Source organism: Streptomyces roseoviridis (assembly GCF_039535235.1).
In the GTDB taxonomy this organism is placed as follows: domain Bacteria; phylum Actinomycetota; class Actinomycetes; order Streptomycetales; family Streptomycetaceae; genus Streptomyces; species Streptomyces roseoviridis.
The window spans coordinates 3,034,061-3,051,421 of record NZ_BAAAWU010000001.1; the positions used below are offsets into that span (position 1 = coordinate 3,034,061).

The following is a 17,361-nucleotide window of genomic DNA, read 5'->3' on the forward strand; positions in this document are numbered from 1 at the left end:
GGCCCCTCGCACCACCCCCCACGGCCCCCGGAGCCCGTTCCCCTCAGGGAGCGGGCTCCGGGGGCTCTTCCTGTGCTCGCCCGGCGGCCAGGTCCTCCTCAAGCGCCCTGGCCCGGTCGGAGAGCCGGCGCCTGCGCGCGCCCGCGCGCGCTTCCGGTTCGCCGGACTCGCCGCCCCGCCGCTCGCCCCCGCTGCCGCCCTGATGGGGCACGCCGGCGAGCGGCGGCACGATGGGGCGGCCGCCCTTGCGGCGGGCGACCTTGCGGACCGGCTGGGCGTTCCTGCGCGAGCGGCTCTCCTGGGCGGTCAGCAGGACGTCGGCATCGGGGTCGGGGGCCGGATCGGGCGCCGGAGCACGGACCGGTTCGGGATCGGGATCGGGTTCCCGTCCGCGTTCGGACTCGGGCTCGGGCAGCGGTTCCGGCTCGGGGCGCTGGTCGAACAGCTCACGCTCCCGGCGGACCCGCTCCTCGGCCTCGACGACCACGGCCGGCGGTTCGAGCAGCCGGGCGAAGGGCAGCGGAATGACCCTGGCACCGTCCGGATTCGCATTCGCATCGGTACGGCGCTGAGGCCGACGGATTCCACGCGCGTCACCCTGGCCCTGGGCGTAGGCGTCGGCGACGCGTTTCTCGTATTCGCGGCGGATTCGGGGCAATTCATCGGAAACGGCCTCGGCCCAGCCTGCGGTGAAGGCGGCCGTCTCGCGGCGGTCGACCTCGGTGCGGGGCATGACCACCAGGTCCTCGGTGTCGTACCCGTGCACGTGGACCAACTCGGCGAGCCGCGCGAAGAGATGGGGCAGGTCCGGGTGGGACTCGAGCCAGTCGATGACCCGCTCCCGCCGGTTAGCGCCCGGCTCCGATTCCATGCGTCCGCACTGCCTTCCAACCCCCTGGGGTCCCCACGCGCCCCTCGCGCCCCTCGCCCCCCGACTGTGTCAGGCCCGGGAACGCGTCCTCCAGACTACCCCGCGTCGAACACACGCTCCGTGCGCGGACCAACCCGCACCGGGAGCTGACCAGAAGACACGCCGTCAGGCGTTTCCCGCTCGACAAACCTCGAACGGATGTTCCACACTCTGTTCGCACACAAGTTCGAAAACGTGGTGCCCCCGCCTCACTCCGCGGCGCCGCCACGTACGCACGGGCAAGCAACCGGAAGGCAGGCGTCCATGGCTCAGCAGGCCGAGGCATCGCGACCGCACATCCCTCTCGAGGACCGCCTCGCCCAGCTCCTGAACGGACCCGCCGCCCTCGACAAGAGAGCGTTGCTCGGCACGCTGTGCGCCGAGGTCAGCCGGCGCGAGGCGGCCGCCTACGCGGCGGGCTGGAACGACGCGCTCACGACGGTGCGCCGCGACTCCCGCCGGGACTCTCGCCGGGACGAGGACGCCTAGCCGCCCGACCGCGCCCCACGCACGAGCCCCCACCGGAGCACATCGCCGGCGGGGGCTTTCGGCTCTTGGCCATTTTCGGCCGGAAGCGGAGCAAATATGAGTGACGACATAAAGACCGTCATCCAGGACATCGCTGACCTGAAACGAGCGCTCTTCGAGATAAACACCGATCAGGAGAAACACAAGGTCACCTATCCGGGCAACCACGAAGCCGCGGACAAGAACGACCGCAAGGACCGGCCGTTCGAAACCTACCTTACCGACCTCAAACGGGCGCTCATCGCGGTGGAGCCCAAGATCGTCACGGACGACCTTCTGCCGTACGACTTCGCCGGGCGGTTCGCCAGCATGTACGAGGAGCTCCAGAAGGAGCCGATGACCGAGTACCTGGAGGGAATGGGGCTGGGCGGTCTCGCCGCCGCTTGGGAGAAGTTCTCCGAGAGCCGGACCGACGACAAGATCGAGTGGCAGAACTGGCTCTACGCGGCCATCGGGGGCATGGTCCTCGCCCTCATCCTCCCGGCGATCGGTGTCTATCTGGCGGGCCGGCTGAACAACATTTCCCGAAACATTCGGGAGTGGGCCAGCCGCGACGGCACGTTCCGCGCCATGGACGAGAACGGCGACCTCACCCGACAGACCCGTGAGCAGATCGAGCGCCGCGAGCGACGTGTCGCCAACGGTGGCAGCAGCGTCGCCGACCTCGACCCGAACACGAACTTCGACGCGCTTCGCGGGCAGCTCCAGAGTCTCAACCCGCACCTGGAGAAGTTCAACGAGCACGCCGGTCCCTTCACCAGGGCCTTCGCCCGCCTGCCGAAGACCGCCGCCATCACCAAAGCGGCCGAGGCCATCGAGAAGGTGAACAAGGCCGCGTCCGAGGCCGACGTCGAGGAGCTCAAGAAGACGGCCGGGGCGATCAAGCGACTCGTCAACGCCACGCAGAACTTCAACCCGCGCAAGATCCCGAAGGCCAACAGCCTGTCGTCGGCCGCCACCGCCGCCCAGAGGCTCGCCGACAACACCAACGAGGCAGGACGGGCGTTCGACTACCTGAAGGAGCGGGCCCAGCTCGCCGCCCAGTCCATCTGACACCACACCCTCGAAAGGAGGTTAACCATGTCTCTCACCAGCTCCACGAAAAGGGCGGCCGACGCCCTCCGCGGTCTCAAGACGCACGCCTCCGGCGCCGGCACTTCCGTCAAGAAGGTCGGTGACGCCGGCAGGTCCGCGTCCGGGCAGCTCAAGACCCTCAAGACGAACGCCCAGGGCTCCAACGCCCAGCTCAAGAACCTCAAGACCGCCTCCGACAACGCCGAAAAGGCCATGTCCAAGGCGGGCAGGACCGCCGAGACCGCCGGGAAGAAGCTCGGCAAGTACGAGTCCGGCGCCGGCAAGGCCGCCAAGGGCCAGGACAAGCTCAACAAGTCGATGAAGGGCAATTTCCTCGCCCGTCTCATCGAACTCTTCATGCCGCTGATCGAGAAGATCGTCGACATGGCCCTGCAGTCGAAGACGATGCAGAAGGTCCTGAAGAAGGCCTTCGACGCCATCAAGACCGTCATCAGCTCGGTCATGAAGGCCGTCGGCCCGATCATGAAGAAGGCCGGCCAGCTGATCAAGACGGTCTGGAACGGCATCAAGAAGGCCATCTCCACCGTCGTCAAGGCCGTCGCCACCGTCATCAAGACCTACGTGAAGATCTGGAAGACGGTCATCACCACGGTCATGAAGGCGATCAAGACGGTCGTCAGCTCCGTCTGGAAGGGCATCAAGGCCGTCATCACCCCCGTGGTGAACTGGATCAAGACGGCGATCCCGAAGGCGTTCAGCGCCGTCAAGGAGAAGATGTCCTCCATCTGGAACGGCCTCAAGGACATCGCGTCCCGGGCCTTCGAGGGCATCAAGAGCGGTGTGTCCGGTCCCATCAACGCCGTCATCGGCCTGATCAACCGGATGATCAGCGCCGTCAACGGCGTCAAGGTGAGCGTTCCCAGCTGGGTGCCCATCGTCGGCGGCAAGACCTTCGGCGTGAACATCCCGACCATCCCGATGCTCGCCACCGGTGGTGTCGTCATGCCGCGCGCCGGCGGTGTCCCGGCGATCCTCGCCGAGGCAGGCGAGGCGGAGGCCGTCCTGCCGCTGTCCAAGCTGGACCGGCTGCTCGCCCTCACCGCCCGCCGCGCCCGCATGGCGGCCCACGCCCCGGGCGGTCACGGCAAGGGCGTCGGACTGCACATCGAGCACTACCACGCGGCCCGCGGCAGTGACCCGCAGTCCACCGCCGACGCGCTGATGTACCTGGCGAAGGCACGCGGATGAGTGCCGCCGTAGTCGCCATGCCGCGCTTCCGGGCGGCGACTCCGGTGATGTCGTCGTTGCGGCAGAACGCCCGCCAGGCGGGCGACTCGCTCAAGCGGCTCAAGAGCGACGTCCAGCAGGCGGCCGGCGGTATCACCAGGTTCACCTCCGACCTCCGCACCGCCGGCACGCCCCTCCGCACCCTCGGCACCACCGCCTCCGGAACCGCGACCGCCCTCCGCAGGATCCAGCGGTCCACGGCCGGCGCCGGCGTCAAGAAGTTCGGCGCCGCCGCCGGCAAGGCCCGTACGGCCGCCGCGAGGTTCGGGCCGGCGATCGGCGGCATCCTGTCGATCCTGGCGCCGCTGCTCCCCGTCACCGACGTCATCACCACGCTGATGGGCACCTACGGCACGGTCATGACCGTCGCCGCCGTCGCCATGACCGGCATCAACGTCGCCATGCGCGCCAACCCGATCGGCTTCCTGGTCGGCATCCTCGTACCCGTCGCCGCCTGGCTCATCGAGTACGCGATGCAGTCCAAGACCGGCCAGAAGATCATGAAGCAGGTCTTCCAGGCGGTTCTGAAGGGCTTCCAGGCGGTCTGGAAGTTCCTCTCGCCGATCATGAAGGCGGTCGGCAAGGCCGTCGGGACCTACGTCAAGGCGTATCTGACCCTCTTCAAGGCCGCGCTCAAGGGCATCGGCTCCGCGATCGACGGCATCAGGAAGATCGGCAGCGCGATCGGCTCCGCCCTCAACGCCATGCGCGGGATCGCCTCGCGCACCATGGGCGCGATCAAGAACGCGGTCAAGCCGATCCTGACCTTCATCACGGACAAGATCCCCGGCTTCTTCCGCCACGCGAAGGACGCCGTGGGCAAGGCACTGCGCGGCATGGGCGACCTCATCAAGGGCGCCCTGAGCGCCGTGCTCGGCGTCGTCAAGGGACCCATCAACGGTCTCATCGCCTTCGCCAACTGGATCATCGACGGCCTCAACGAGCTGAGCTTCGAACTCCTCGGCAAGAAGTTCGGCGTCGACATCGACAAGATCCCGATGCTCGCCGAGGGCGGTGTCGTCTTCCCCGGTTCCTCCGAGGGCTGGCGCATCGACCCGCTCACCGTGCTCGAGAACCGCCGTGTCCCGGCCGTCACCGAGGCGCCCGCGCAGCCCCACCGCATCCGTGAGTTCCACGAGAAGCCGGGCGCCGGCCCCCGCTCGACCGCCGAGGACCTGCTGTTCCTCGCGTCCGCGCACTGCTGAACGCCCGCCCCTGTCAGCCCCTCAGAAGTGAGGTGACGGCCCCATGGCCGAGACCACAACCACATATGCCGGAAGCAACAGCTTCACCGCCGACCTCGCGCCCGGCTCGCTGATCACCCAGGACGGGCAGATCCAGTGGGCCGGGCTTCTCATCGGCCCCGGTACGCCCTTCTCCGTCGACCGGTCCGGGCTCCAGGGCTGGGAGGACCTGCCGGAGTACGACGCCTCCGACGCCGAGCGGCCCACCTCGCACGGCGCCTGGCCCGGTGCCCGCTACGCCAAGCCGCGCAAGATCGGCGGCACGATCGTCCTGATGCCGGAGTACGGCGGTGCCCCCGAGGCCATCCGCGCGCTGCGCCAGGCGCTCGCCCTGCTCGACGAGGAGCGTTGGCTCACCGTCCGGCTGCACGGCGAACTGCTCGCCGTACGCGCCCGGATCGCGCAGCGCGTGGTCCCCGCCGACCAGGGGTTCGCCACCCAGGGCAGCTCGAAGATGTCGGTCCAGTGGCTGGCTTCCGACCCGCGCCGCTACTCGGTCGAGGAGCAGACCGTCTCCACCAACGCCCCGCAGCCGGAATCGGGGCTCACCTGGCCGCTGACCTGGCCGCTCAGCTGGGGCAAGGCCACGTCCACCGGTGACGCCGTCGCCGAGAACACCGGCTCCGCGGCCACCCACCCGGTGATCGTCTTCCGCGGACCCTGCTCCATGCCGAGCGTCACGGACCGGCACAGCCGGCGCCGGCTGCGGTACGCGATCGACCTGGCGGCCGGCGACCAGCTGACCGTCGACACTGCCAACGGCACCGTGATGCTCAACAACACCGCCTCCCGCCGGCACACGGCGATGGCCGACTCCAGCCCGGAAGAGCTGTTCACGCTCGAGCCCGGCCGTAACGAGCTCTCCTTCCGCCCCGACTCGGCGGCCCCGGAAGCCCTGATGACCGTCCACTGGCGCAGCGCCGAGTGGTGACCCGCCGTTCCGCCCTCCTTCCCATCGAGAGGTAAGAACCATGACCGTACGAGCCGCCTGGCTCCAGTCCGAGGGCCAGACCCGCGAGGACACCCGCCTCACCCTCGCCGCCCTGCTCACCCCCAGCGGCCAGAGCACCGAGGAGACGCCGCTGCGCTCCCGCCCGGGCATCCTGCCGGGCGGCTTCGTGCTCACCGGATCCGCGCCGATGCAGTGCACGATCGGTACCGGCCGCGCGATCGTCCAGGGCAAGGACACCAACCAGGGCGCCTACCTCGTGGCGGCCGTCTCACCCGAGACCCTGACCATCGAGGACGGCAACGCCCAGTACGACCGGATCGACCTGATCGAGCTCGTCGTCCTGGACGACACGTACGACAAGACCGGCGTCACCGAGGCCAGGATCCGCCTGGTCAAGGGCACGCCGGCGGCCGTGCCGGCCGCTCCGGTGAGCCCGGACGGCAGCTCCCTGCCGCTGTACACCGTCACGGTGAAGAAGGGCACCTCCGCCGGTACCGGCGGCATCGTCTGGACCGGCACAGGCAGCAACGTGACCACCCAGCACTGGCCGGTCGTCGCACTCGGCGGCATCCTGCCCGCCAGCGGTTTCAGGGGGGCCTACACCGGCCAGTACCGCGATGCCGGCGGCACCCTGCAGCGCTGGGACGGCGCCACGTGGGTCTCGTACCCGAAGGCCCTCGGCGGCATCGCCCCCAGCGGCACCACCACCGGTGGTTACACCGGCCAGTACCGCGACAGCTCCACGGGCCTCCAGCGCTGGGACGGCGCGGCCTGGCAGTACAGCGAAGGCACCGCGAAGATCCTGCTGGCCGCCACCCAGTGGGCGTCCTCCCAGCAGCAGAGTGTGCCGTCCAACGCCTGGACCGCGATCAACCTGCCGACCGTCGAGGTCGACGACGCCGCCGGCTGGAACGGCACGAACACCTACACCGTCCCGCGCACCGGCTGGTGGCGCATCGCCGCCCACATCACGTGGCAGAACGACGCCCAGACCGGCATGCGCGGCGCCCGCATCGTCGTCGGCGGCGTCGGCCAGTCCCGGATGACCTGGCTGACGCCCGCCGGAAACGGCGCCATCTCCGTCGGCGGCCAGGGCCTGATCCGGATCACCGCCGGCAGCACGGTCCAGCTCCACGGCTACCAGTCGCACACCGCCGCGGTGAAGACCCTCGGCGGCTCCGGTTACGCCTGCGTGCTGACCGCCGAGTGGATCAAGTCCTGACCCGCCCCCCTCGTACCCCCGAACGGAGTTCCCCATGAACCTGCGCAGCAGCTGGGTCGCCGAGACCGGCCAGACCCGCGAGGACACCCGCCTCAACCAGATCGGCGCGACCACCCCCGTCAACCCCGTGCAGGTCCGCTCCGGCATCCTGCCCGGCTCCTACGAAGGCCTGTACCGCCTCTCCGGCTTCTGGACGGAGGGCACCGCCGCCATGTCGGTGACCGTCCACGAGGGCCGCGCCGTCATCCAGGGCGACATCTCCCAGGGCGTCTACCCGGTGGCACTGACCACTCCCACGGTGCTCACCTTCGCGCCGGGCACCGACCAGCCTCGCATCGACCTGATCGTCATCAAGATCTACGACAGCCTCTACGACGGTCAGCTCCGCCAGGACGCGAAGGTCGAGATCCTCCAGGGCGCCCCGGGCACCGGGCAGCGCCCGGCCGTCCCGGCCCGGTGCCTGCCTCTGTACGAGGTCGCCGTCCCGGCGAACGCCAGCGCCGGCACCGGCGGCATCCCGTGGAACACTTCCATGACGGACCTGCGCACCCCGGTCGTCGCGATCGGCGGCATCCTTCCCGTGGAGGGCCCCGTCCTGCCCGGCGGGTACCCGGGTCAGTACCAGGACGCCGGCGGCGCCCTGCAGCGGTGGGACGGCGGTGCGTGGGTGTCCTACCCGGCGGCGCTCGGCGGCATCGTCCCGACCAGCGTCGGCAACGTCCCCGGCAGCTACGTCGGTCAGTACCGGGACTCGGAGGGCGGCCTGCTCCAGCGCTGGGACGGCGCGGCGTGGAAGCCGGTCATCCACCCCGGGCCGTATTTCACGGACAGCTCGGACTACGGCGACACCGCATCGAGCACGTACACCCACCTGCTCAACCAGGGCCCCGCGAAGGGACTGTCCCTCACCTTCACCGCCCCGTCGTCGAGGAACGTCATCGTCACCTTCGGAGCCCGGATGCGGGCGCGCGCGGACCTGTACTCGTACATGGCGCTCAAGCTCACGCAGGGCACCACCTCGATCCAGGAGCCCAACGACGAGTGGGCGGCGGTCTGTGCGAGCGACAACCTGATCTCCGCCTCCTCCACGCGCCGGCTGTCCGGCCTGACCGCGGGCGCGAGCTACACGCTCACCGCCTACTTCCGGGTCGTCAGCAACACCGCCGGCGTCAAGGCGGCGTTCGACAACACCTTCATCCGCGTCGACCCGCAGTTCTGACCGCGGCCCACCCCCTCTGAGAGGAGACACCATGCCCTTGCGCAGCGGCTGGCTGCAGCCCAACGGACAGACCCGGGTCGCCACCCGGCTCACCGCCCTCGGTGCCACCACCCCGGCCGACCCGGTCGCCTCCCGGTCCGGCATCCTTCCCGGCTCGCCGAACGGCATCTACCGGGTGAGCGGTTTCTCGCTGACCTCCAGCGGCCCGATGACCGCGAACCTGTCCTACGGCCGTGCCGTCGTCCAGGGCCCGACCGGGCAGGGCGCCTATCCCGTGAGCCTCGACGCGGACATGCCCCTCACCTTCGGTGACGGCGACCCCCTGAACCCGCGGATCGACCTGGTCGTCCTGCGCGTGTACGACGCCGAGTGGGACGGACAGACGCTCAGCGAGGCCACGGTCGAGATCATCCAGGGGCAGCCGAAGGCCGCGCCGGAGCCTCCGCAGACACCAGCCACCTCGCTCCCGCTGTTCCGGGTCCTGGTGCCTGCCGGAGCCTCCGCGGGCACCGGTGGCATCCCGTGGGCGAGCTCGCTCACCGACCTGCGCACCACGACCGTCGGCATCGGCGGCATCCTGCCGGTCTACAACAACGCCAGCGTGCAGGGCTCGTACCCGGGCCAGTACCAGGACAACAACAACGCGCGCCAGCTCCAGCGCTGGGACGGGAGCGCCTGGGTTCCCTATCCCAAGGACATCGGCGGGATCGCCCCCAGCGGCGCGCTCACCAACGGCAGTTACACCGGTCAGTTCCGCGAGAACGCCGGAGTCCTGCAGCGCTGGAACGGCACCACCTGGGTGAACTACCAGCCGCCCGTGGAGGTGGAGAGCACCACGTCCGGTGCCACCGCCCTCGCCAACTGGACCGTGGTGGCCTTCGAGGCCCGCCGGAACAAGGCCGGTCTGTGCACCATGACCGTCACCGTCACCCGCACCTCCCGGGTCGACGTGGACAGCGCCGGCAACCTGGGCGACGAGCCGCTGTGCACCCTGCCCGCGGGCTGGCGCCCGGCCCTCAGCGTCGAGGCCCCGGCCTGCGACGGCTTCGGCAGCGGCGGGGCGAACGTCACCGCCTCCGGCCAGATCACCCTGCGCACCTGGGACTACCCGGGGGCCCTCGTCCCCGGCCGCCACATCCGTGTCAGCGCCACCTACATCCTTCCGTGAGGTCCGCCGCATGAGTCTCGACACGCCCTACCGGGCGATCTTCTGCGATCTGATCACCGACCAGACACTCGACATCCTGCCCCTGCGGGACGTCTCCTTCGACGACTACATCGGCAAGCCCGGCTCGCTCTCCGGGACCATCCCCATCCCCGACAAGGAGATCGCCGACCGGGTGAAGAAGGTCCGCGAGGGCCGCACCGCGGTCTACCTGGAGCGCGGCGGGGACCTGTGGTGGGGCGGCATCATCTGGACCACCACCCTGCAGTCCAGCGGCCGCGGGGTGCTGACCCTCGGCATCCAGGCCGCCACCTTCGACTCGTACGCGAGCCGGCGCCGGATCCGCACTGACAGGATCTCCTTCACGACCCCGACCGACCAGCTGGCGATCGCTCGCAGGCTGTGGGAGGAACTCGACCTCCAGGAGGACCCGACGCCTCCGCCCACGCCGCAGACCGGGGAGCCTCCGGAGGAGCCCAGGGAGCCCCGCCGCCTCGGGATCAGCCTCGGCCAGGAGGAGTCCGGCGTCCTGCGGACGGCCTCCTGGCGCATGGGCGACGAGACGGTCTACAGCGACGCGCTCGACCAGCTCGCGGCGATGGAGAACGGCTTCGAGTACCAGATCCTGGTCTACCGCGACCCGGTCGACGGCCGACGGATCCGGCAGCTCCGGCTCGGCTCTCCCAAGATCGTCAACGGTGCGACGGACCTGGTCTTCGACCGGCCCGGCACCATCCTGTCGTATTCCTTCCCGTACGACGCGACCCGCGGCGGCACCACCGCACTGGCCCGCGGTGCGTCCACCAACGCCAACGCGGGTACGGAATCCCGGCCGATCTTCCCCAAGACGCAGCAGGTCGCCAGCGACCTGCTCGCGGACGGCTGGCCGCTGATCGACCTCTCCTCGGACCACAACGAGGTCACCGACACCCTCACGCTCGAATCCCTCGCCAAGCGCACGCTCGACGAGGCCCGGGGCACCGTGGTGATTCCCGCGATCAGCATTCACCTGGGCGGGATCGTCCCGCCCGCCCTCCTCGGCCGCTTCGCCCGCATTCGGATCCGCGACGAGTGGTACTCCGAAGGCCTGGACACCCGCTACCGCGTCATCGGTGTCAAGGTCACTCCCCCGGAGCGCGGCCGCCCCGACACCGCCGAGCTCTACCTTGAGGAGACCTGATGCCCCAGCTGCCCGAGGACATCATCGACCGGCTCAACAAGATGGAACGCCGGCTGAAGGCCCTGTCGACGGCCGTCAACACCCGACCGGCCGTCAGCGAGATCCGCCCGCCGGCACAGAACGGCGGCGTCGTCATCAACCGGCCGCTGTTCCGGATCTTCGACGGCTACGGCCACGAGATCTTCGCCGACGACATCATGACCGGCGGCCTCGCCCGGCCCTGGCTCCAGCTGCTCCCGCCCCAGACCGTCGACAAGAGCCGCTGGCCGTCCACCACCAGCGCCTCCTTCACGACCATCGCGCTGTCCTACAACCCGATCTGGCAGCCGAAGCTACGCCTGTCCCTGCACACGGCCGTGTCCTCAGGCACCACCACCGGCCAGGTCCGGGTGCTGGTCGACAATCAGCCGTTCGGTCCCACCGTCACCGCCGGCTCGACGTACGACTACACCGGTCTGCTGCCCGGCGACATGAAGAGCCGGTTCGGCCAGACCATGGAGATCCAGATCCAGGCCCTGGCCAACGGCGGCACCGTCTACGCCCAGCCCGTGCTGATGTACGGCACCCAGACCTGATCCGGCCGTCCGAGCCGTACGAGGAGCACACCATGAACATCGACCCCACCCAGCCCTGGGGCGTGGCCATCGACTACGCGGGGCGGACCACCGTCACCCAGAACGGCCACACCCTCAGTGTCCGTGTCTACGACGACAGCCACGGCTACGCACTGGACCGCGACCCGGTCACCGGGCAGTACCCCTCGGTGTACGTCACCGCCGAATTCGGCGAGAAGGGCGACGGCGACGCCGTCCTGCGCGGCCAGGGCGTGGTCCTCGTGCCCGCGCAGAACGGCGTTCCCGCCGTGCCGGAGCCGACCGCCGTCGAGCGGGCCGTCGCCGCCGCCCTCGCCGACTTCGAGGCACGCCGCGCCGCCTACGCGGCGCTCTGCGCGACCTGGGCCCCGGCGCCCCAGCCACACCCCGAGCCGGCCCCGGAGACCCCCGCCCCGTAACCAGCGCGCCACCACCGCGCCCACCCCCACGCCCGCCCCGAGCCGACCGACCGGCCGGGGTTTTCTCATGCCCGGGAACGCCCGGGATCCCTGCCCCGGAGGACACAGATGGCAGCCCCCCTCTCCGCGGACCGGCTCGTGGCCGCGCTCCGCGCCGAAGGCGTCACCGTCGTCGAGCACGACGGATGGCGCACCCACCACCGCAACCAGGCCGGCCCCTGGGGGCCCGTGGTCGGCGTGATGATCCACCACACCGTCTCCAGCGGCACCGCGCACACCGTCGAGCTCTGCTACAACGGCTACGAGGGCCTGCCCGGCCCGCTGTGCCACGGCGTCATCGCCAAGGACGGCACCGTCCACCTCGTCGGCAGCGGTCGCGCCAACCACGCGGGCGGCGGCGACCCGTCCGTCCTCCAGGCCGTGATCAGCGAGACGTACGGGGTCCGCCCGCCCGTCCCGCGCGAGCACCAGGGCAGCCGCGGAGCCGTCGACGGCAATTCCCGCTTCTACGGCTTCGAGTGCATCAACCTCGGCAACGGCAGCGACCCGTGGCCCGCCGCCCAGCTCGACGCCATCGAGCGGGTGTCGGCGGCGCTGTGCCGGGCCCACGGCTGGGGCGCCCGGTCCGTCATCGGCCACGCGGAGTGGTCCGACTGGAAGAGCGACCCGCGCGGCGTCGGCATGCCCGGCATGCGCGACCGGGTCCAGAAGCGGCTCGGCAAGGCCCCGGCGGCCAAGCCGACCGCCCCCGCCAAGCCGGCCGCCCCGCGCTACCAGCCGTTCCCCGGGACCGCCTTCTTCAAGACCACCCCGAGCTCCCCCGTCGTCACCGCGATGGGCCGCCGGCTGGTCGCCGAGGGCTGCGGCCGCTACAAGGTCGGCCCGAGCCCGCGCTGGTCCGAGGCGGACCGGCAGTCGTACGCCGCCTGGCAGCGCAAGCTCGGCTTCGCCGGCTCCGACGCCGACGGCTGGCCGGGCCGCACCTCCTGGAACGCGCTGAAGGTCCCGTACGTGCAGTAGCCCGCCCCGCGCGTGCGGCGGCCCCTGCCCCCCATCGCCTTCGCACCAGCTCCCCCACGCAAGGAGAACCACCCATGTCCGAAGCCGCCAAGCGCACGATCCGCACGATCGTGCAGACCGCCGTCGGCATCGCCGTCGTGCTGCCGGCGCTCGTCGACGCCTCCGGGATCCCCGCCACCCTCCCCTGGGTCGCCGGGGCAATCGCCGTCGCCGGCGCCCTCACCCGGGTGATGGCCGTCCCGGCCTTCCAGGCCCTGCTGCCGTCCTGGCTGCGCACCACCCCGGAGGATGGGGCCGATGGCCGAGCCTGACCCGAACGACCCGGTCGCCGTCGCCCTCGAACTGGAGCGGCTGCGCGGCACCCTGGAGGCCGGCTTCGCCCGCGTCGACGGCTCCCTCGCGCTGCTCGTCCAGCGCAGCGACCAGACCGACAAGCAGCTCGCCGACCACGAGGCCCGGCTCGACGCCCTGGAACGGGCGCGCTGGCCGATCGCCTCGGTCGCCGCGCTGACGGCCACCGCCGGCCTCGGCCTCGCCCTGTGGGAGCTGGCCGGCCGCTAGCAGCCCCGGACGCGCCGAAGGGCGGCACCCCTCGCGGGGTGCCGCCCTTCTTCGCTTTTACCGCGCTACTGCCTACTGGTTGTACGGACCGTAGTCGTAGTCCTCCAGCGGGACGGCCTGGCCGGAGCCGGTGCCGAACGGCGAGTAGTCGATGTCGTCGTAGCCGACGGCCGAGTACATCGCGGCCTTGGCCTCCTCGGTCGGCTCGACCCGGATGTTGCGGTAGCGGGACAGACCCGTACCGGCCGGGATGAGCTTACCGATGATGACGTTCTCCTTGAGGCCGATCAGGGAGTCCGACTTGGCGTTGATCGCCGCGTCGGTCAGGACCCTGGTCGTCTCCTGGAAGGACGCCGCCGACAGCCACGACTCGGTGGCGAGCGAGGCCTTGGTGATACCCATCAGCTGCGGACGGCCGGAGGCCGGGTGGCCGCCTTCCTGGACCACACGACGGTTCTCCTGCTCGAAGCGCGAGCGCTCCACGAGCTCGCCCGGCAGCAGCTCCGCGTCGCCGGACTCGATGATCGTCACGCGGCGCAGCATCTGCCGGATGATGATCTCGATGTGCTTGTCGTGGATCGACACGCCCTGCGAGTTGTAGACCTTCTGGACTTCGCCGACCAGGTGGACCTGGACCGCACGCTGGCCGAGGATGCGCAGCACGTCGTGCGGGTTGGTGGCACCCACGGTGAGCTTCTGGCCCACCTCGACGTGGTCGCCCTCGCCCACCAGCAGACGGGCGCGCTTCGAGATCGGGTAAGCGGTCTCGTCGCTGCCGTCGTCCGGGGTGACGACGATCTTCTTGGTCTTCTCGGTCTCCTCGATGCGGACGCGGCCGGCCGCCTCCGAGATCGGGGCGACACCCTTCGGCTGCCGGGCCTCGAAGAGCTCGACGACACGGGGCAGACCCTGGGTGATGTCGTCACCGGCCACACCACCGGTGTGGAAGGTACGCATCGTCAGCTGGGTACCGGGCTCACCGATGGACTGGGCGGCGATGATGCCGACCGCCTCACCGATGTCGACCAGCTTGCCGGTGGCCAGCGAGCGGCCGTAGCACATGGCGCAGGTGCCGACGGCGGACTCACAGGTCAGGACCGAGCGGGTCTTGACCTCCTCGACGCCCGCGGTGACCAGCTGGTCGATGAGCACGTCACCGAGGTCGACGCCGGCCGGGGCCAGCACCTTGCCGTCGACGACGACGTCCTCGGCGAGGCAGCGCGCGTACACGCTGGTCTCGACGTCCTCGGCCTTGCGCAGCACGCCGGCCTCGTCCTTGACGGCGATCTTCAGCTTGAGGCCGCGGTCGGTGCCACAGTCCTCCTCGCGGATGATCACGTCCTGCGAGACGTCCACCAGACGACGGGTCAGGTAACCCGAGTCGGCGGTACGCAGGGCGGTGTCGGCGAGACCCTTACGGGCACCGTGGGTCGAGATGAAGTACTCGAGCACGGACAGGCCCTCGCGGAAGGACGCCTTGATCGGACGCGGGATCGTCTCGTTCTTGGCGTTCGACACCAGACCACGCATACCGGCGATCTGCCGCATCTGCATCATGTTTCCTCGGGCACCCGAGTCAACCATCATGAAGATGGGGTTCGTCTTGGGGAAGTTCTCGTTCATGGCCTCGGCGACCTCGTTGGTCGCCTTGGTCCAGATCGCGATGAGCTCCTGAGTGCGCTCTTCCTTGGTGATCAGACCGCGCTCGTACTGCTTCTGGACCTTCTCGTCCTGAGCCTCGTAGCCGGCGACGATCGCCTTCTTCGCCTCGGGGACGACGACGTCGGAGATGGCCACGGTGACACCGGAACGGGTCGCCCAGTAGAAGCCCGCCGCCTTCAGGTTGTCGAGCGTCGCCGCCACGATGACCTTGGGGTAGCGCTCGGCGAGGTCGTTGACGATCTCGGAGAGCTGCTTCTTGCCGACGGAGTAGTCGACGAACGGGTAGTCCTCGGGCAGCAGCTCGTTGAAGAGCGCGCGGCCCAGGGTCGTCCGCAGGCGGAACGAGTCACCCTGCTGCCACTCCGGCTCGCCCTCCTCGGCGACCGGGGGAACCCAGCCGCGCGGCGGAACGGTGCCGATCGGGAAGCGGATGTCGATCTGCGACTGCAGCGACAGCTCGCCGGCGTCGAACGCCATGATCGCCTCGGCCGTGGAGCCGAACGCGCGGCCCTCGCCCTTGACGTCCCGCAGCTCGCCGTCGGTGGTGAGGAAGAACAGACCGAGGACCATGTCCTGGGTCGGCATCGTCACCGGACGGCCGTCGGCGGGCTTGAGGATGTTGTTCGAGGACAGCATCAGGATGCGGGCCTCGGCCTGCGCCTCCGCGGAGAGCGGCAGGTGGACGGCCATCTGGTCACCGTCGAAGTCCGCGTTGAACGCGGTGCAGACGAGCGGGTGGATCTGGATGGCCTTGCCCTCGACCAGCTGGGGCTCGAAGGCCTGGATGCCGAGGCGGTGCAGCGTGGGAGCACGGTTCAGCAGAACCGGGTGCTCGGCGATGACCTCTTCGAGGACGTCGTACACGACCGTGCGGCCGCGCTCGACCATCCGCTTGGCCGACTTGATGTTCTGCGCGTGGTTCAGGTCGACCAGGCGCTTCATCACGAACGGCTTGAAGAGCTCGAGCGCCATGGCCTTCGGCAGACCGCACTGGTGCAGCTTGAGCTGCGGGCCGACGACGATGACGGAACGCGCGGAGTAGTCCACGCGCTTGCCGAGCAGGTTCTGGCGGAATCGACCCTGCTTGCCCTTGAGCATGTCGCTGAGGGACTTCAACGGACGGTTGCCGGGGCCCGTGACCGGGCGGCCGCGACGGCCGTTGTCGAAGAGGGCGTCGACCGCCTCCTGGAGCATCCGCTTCTCGTTGTTCACGATGATCTCGGGGGCACCGAGGTCGAGCAGACGCTTCAGACGGTTGTTGCGGTTGATGACGCGGCGGTACAGGTCGTTCAGGTCGGAGGTCGCGAAACGGCCACCGTCGAGCTGCACCATCGGACGCAGGTCCGGCGGGATGACCGGCACGCAGTCGAGAACCATGCCCTTGGGGCTGTTCGCGGTCTGCAGGAACGCGGAGACGACCTTGAGGCGCTTGAGCGCACGGGTCTTCTTCTGGCCCTTGCCGGTGCGGATGATCTCGCGGAGCTTCTCCGCCTCCTCCTCCAGGTCGAAGGACTCCAGGCGCTTCTGCAGCGCCGCGGCGCCCATCGAGCCGTCGAAGTACGTGCCGAAGCGGTCACGCAGCTCGCGGTAGAGGAGCTCGTCGCCCTCCAGGTCCTGGACCTTGAGGTTCTTGAAGCGGGTCCAGACCTCGTCGAGGCGGTCGATCTCGCGCTGCGCGCGGTCGCGCAGCTGCTTCATCTCGCGCTCGGCGCCCTCGCGCACCTTGCGGCGCACGTCGGCCTTGGCGCCCTCGGCCTCCAGCTCGGCCAGGTCGGTCTCGAGCTTCTTGGCACGGGCCTCGAGGTCGGCGTCGCGGCGGTTCTCGATCTGCTGGCGCTCGACGGAGACGTGGGCCTCCAGCGACGGCAGGTCACGCGTACGGCGCTCGTCGTCGACGTACGTGATCATGTACGCCGCGAAGTAGATGACCTTCTCCAGGTCCTTCGGGGCGAGGTCGAGCAGGTAGCCAAGACGCGACGGAACGCCCTTGAAGTACCAGATGTGGGTGACGGGAGCGGCCAGCTCGATGTGGCCCATCCGCTCACGGCGCACCTTGGCGCGGGTGACCTCGACGCCACACCGCTCACAGATGATGCCCTTGAAGCGGACGCGCTTGTACTTGCCGCAGTAGCACTCCCAGTCCCGGGTCGGACCGAAGATCTTCTCGCAGAAGAGTCCGTCCTTCTCGGGCTTGAGCGTGCGGTAGTTGATGGTCTCCGGCTTCTTGACCTCGCCGTGGCTCCACTGACGGATGTCGTCAGCGGTGGCCAGACCGATCCGGAGCTCGTCGAAGAAGTTGACGTCGAGCACTATGCGTCAATCCCTCTCAGGGTTGTAAGGCTGTGGGTCTGATACGGGGGTCCT

The 17,361-nt window shown here is 69.8% G+C and carries 16 protein-coding genes; 14 read left to right on the top strand and 2 right to left on the bottom strand.

The window, feature by feature from the left end; all coding sequences use genetic code 11:
• Nucleotides 1-43: 43 nt before the first annotated feature.
• Nucleotides 44-871, bottom strand: coding sequence for a hypothetical protein (locus ABD954_RS13565; RefSeq protein ID WP_345486264.1), 828 nt, complete (start codon nt 869-871; stop codon nt 44-46).
• Nucleotides 872-1,174: 303 nt separating this feature from the next.
• Between ABD954_RS13565 and ABD954_RS13570 the strand changes: the two genes are divergently transcribed.
• From ABD954_RS13570 to ABD954_RS13635, 14 genes are all read left to right on the top strand, one after another.
• A complete protein-coding gene (locus tag ABD954_RS13570; RefSeq protein WP_345486265.1) occupies nt 1,175-1,399 on the top strand; it encodes a hypothetical protein in 225 nt (74 codons plus the stop codon).
• Between the two features lie 96 nt (nt 1,400-1,495).
• The gene (locus ABD954_RS13575; protein WP_345486266.1) at nt 1,496-2,491 is read left to right on the top strand and encodes a hypothetical protein; all 996 of its coding nucleotides are present in this window, start codon (nt 1,496-1,498) and stop codon (nt 2,489-2,491) included.
• A gap of 27 nt (nt 2,492-2,518) precedes the next feature.
• On the top strand, nt 2,519-3,721 hold the full coding sequence (locus tag ABD954_RS13580; RefSeq protein ID WP_345486267.1) for a phage tail protein: 1,203 nt from the start codon (nt 2,519-2,521) through the stop codon (nt 3,719-3,721).
• Complete coding sequence (locus ABD954_RS13585) at nt 3,718-4,965, top strand: phage tail tape measure protein (RefSeq protein ID WP_345486268.1); 1,248 nt, start codon at nt 3,718-3,720, stop codon at nt 4,963-4,965. The genes ABD954_RS13580 and ABD954_RS13585 overlap by 4 nt, the downstream gene beginning before the upstream one ends.
• Before the next feature lie 43 nt (nt 4,966-5,008).
• Nucleotides 5,009-5,935, top strand: a complete 927-nt coding sequence (locus tag ABD954_RS13590; protein ID WP_345486269.1) for a phage distal tail protein — start codon at nt 5,009-5,011, stop codon at nt 5,933-5,935.
• A gap of 40 nt (nt 5,936-5,975) precedes the next feature.
• Nucleotides 5,976-7,178 (top strand): hypothetical protein, encoded by a 1,203-nt coding sequence (locus ABD954_RS13595; protein ID WP_345486270.1) that lies wholly within the window; start codon nt 5,976-5,978, stop codon nt 7,176-7,178.
• Between the two features lie 34 nt (nt 7,179-7,212).
• The gene (locus tag ABD954_RS13600; protein ID WP_345486271.1) at nt 7,213-8,397 is read left to right on the top strand and encodes a hypothetical protein; all 1,185 of its coding nucleotides are present in this window, start codon (nt 7,213-7,215) and stop codon (nt 8,395-8,397) included.
• Between the two features lie 31 nt (nt 8,398-8,428).
• On the top strand, nt 8,429-9,565 hold the full coding sequence (locus ABD954_RS13605) for a hypothetical protein (protein WP_345486272.1): 1,137 nt from the start codon (nt 8,429-8,431) through the stop codon (nt 9,563-9,565).
• A 10-nt stretch (nt 9,566-9,575) separates the two neighbouring features.
• The gene (locus ABD954_RS13610) at nt 9,576-10,742 is read left to right on the top strand and encodes a hypothetical protein (protein WP_345486273.1); all 1,167 of its coding nucleotides are present in this window, start codon (nt 9,576-9,578) and stop codon (nt 10,740-10,742) included.
• The gene (locus tag ABD954_RS13615) at nt 10,742-11,317 is read left to right on the top strand and encodes a hypothetical protein (protein ID WP_345486274.1); all 576 of its coding nucleotides are present in this window, start codon (nt 10,742-10,744) and stop codon (nt 11,315-11,317) included. The genes ABD954_RS13610 and ABD954_RS13615 overlap by 1 nt, the downstream gene beginning before the upstream one ends.
• A 32-nt stretch (nt 11,318-11,349) precedes the next feature.
• Nucleotides 11,350-11,754 (top strand): ATP-binding protein, encoded by a 405-nt coding sequence (locus ABD954_RS13620; protein WP_345486275.1) that lies wholly within the window; start codon nt 11,350-11,352, stop codon nt 11,752-11,754.
• Between the two features lie 108 nt (nt 11,755-11,862).
• The gene (locus tag ABD954_RS13625; protein ID WP_345486276.1) at nt 11,863-12,774 is read left to right on the top strand and encodes a peptidoglycan-binding protein; all 912 of its coding nucleotides are present in this window, start codon (nt 11,863-11,865) and stop codon (nt 12,772-12,774) included.
• Nucleotides 12,775-12,848: 74 nt separating this feature from the next.
• Nucleotides 12,849-13,085 carry a hypothetical protein gene (locus tag ABD954_RS13630; protein ID WP_345486277.1) on the top strand — a complete coding sequence of 79 codons (237 nt, stop codon included), beginning with the start codon at nt 12,849-12,851 and terminating at the stop codon, nt 13,083-13,085.
• Nucleotides 13,072-13,335, top strand: a complete 264-nt coding sequence (locus tag ABD954_RS13635) for a hypothetical protein (protein ID WP_345486278.1) — start codon at nt 13,072-13,074, stop codon at nt 13,333-13,335. Before ABD954_RS13630 ends, ABD954_RS13635 begins: the two co-directional genes overlap by 14 nt.
• A gap of 72 nt (nt 13,336-13,407) precedes the next feature.
• Here ABD954_RS13635 and ABD954_RS13640 read toward each other — a convergent pair whose 3' ends face one another.
• On the bottom strand, nt 13,408-17,307 hold the full coding sequence (locus tag ABD954_RS13640) for a DNA-directed RNA polymerase subunit beta' (RefSeq protein ID WP_345486279.1): 3,900 nt from the start codon (nt 17,305-17,307) through the stop codon (nt 13,408-13,410).
• Nucleotides 17,308-17,361: the final 54 nt, after the last annotated feature.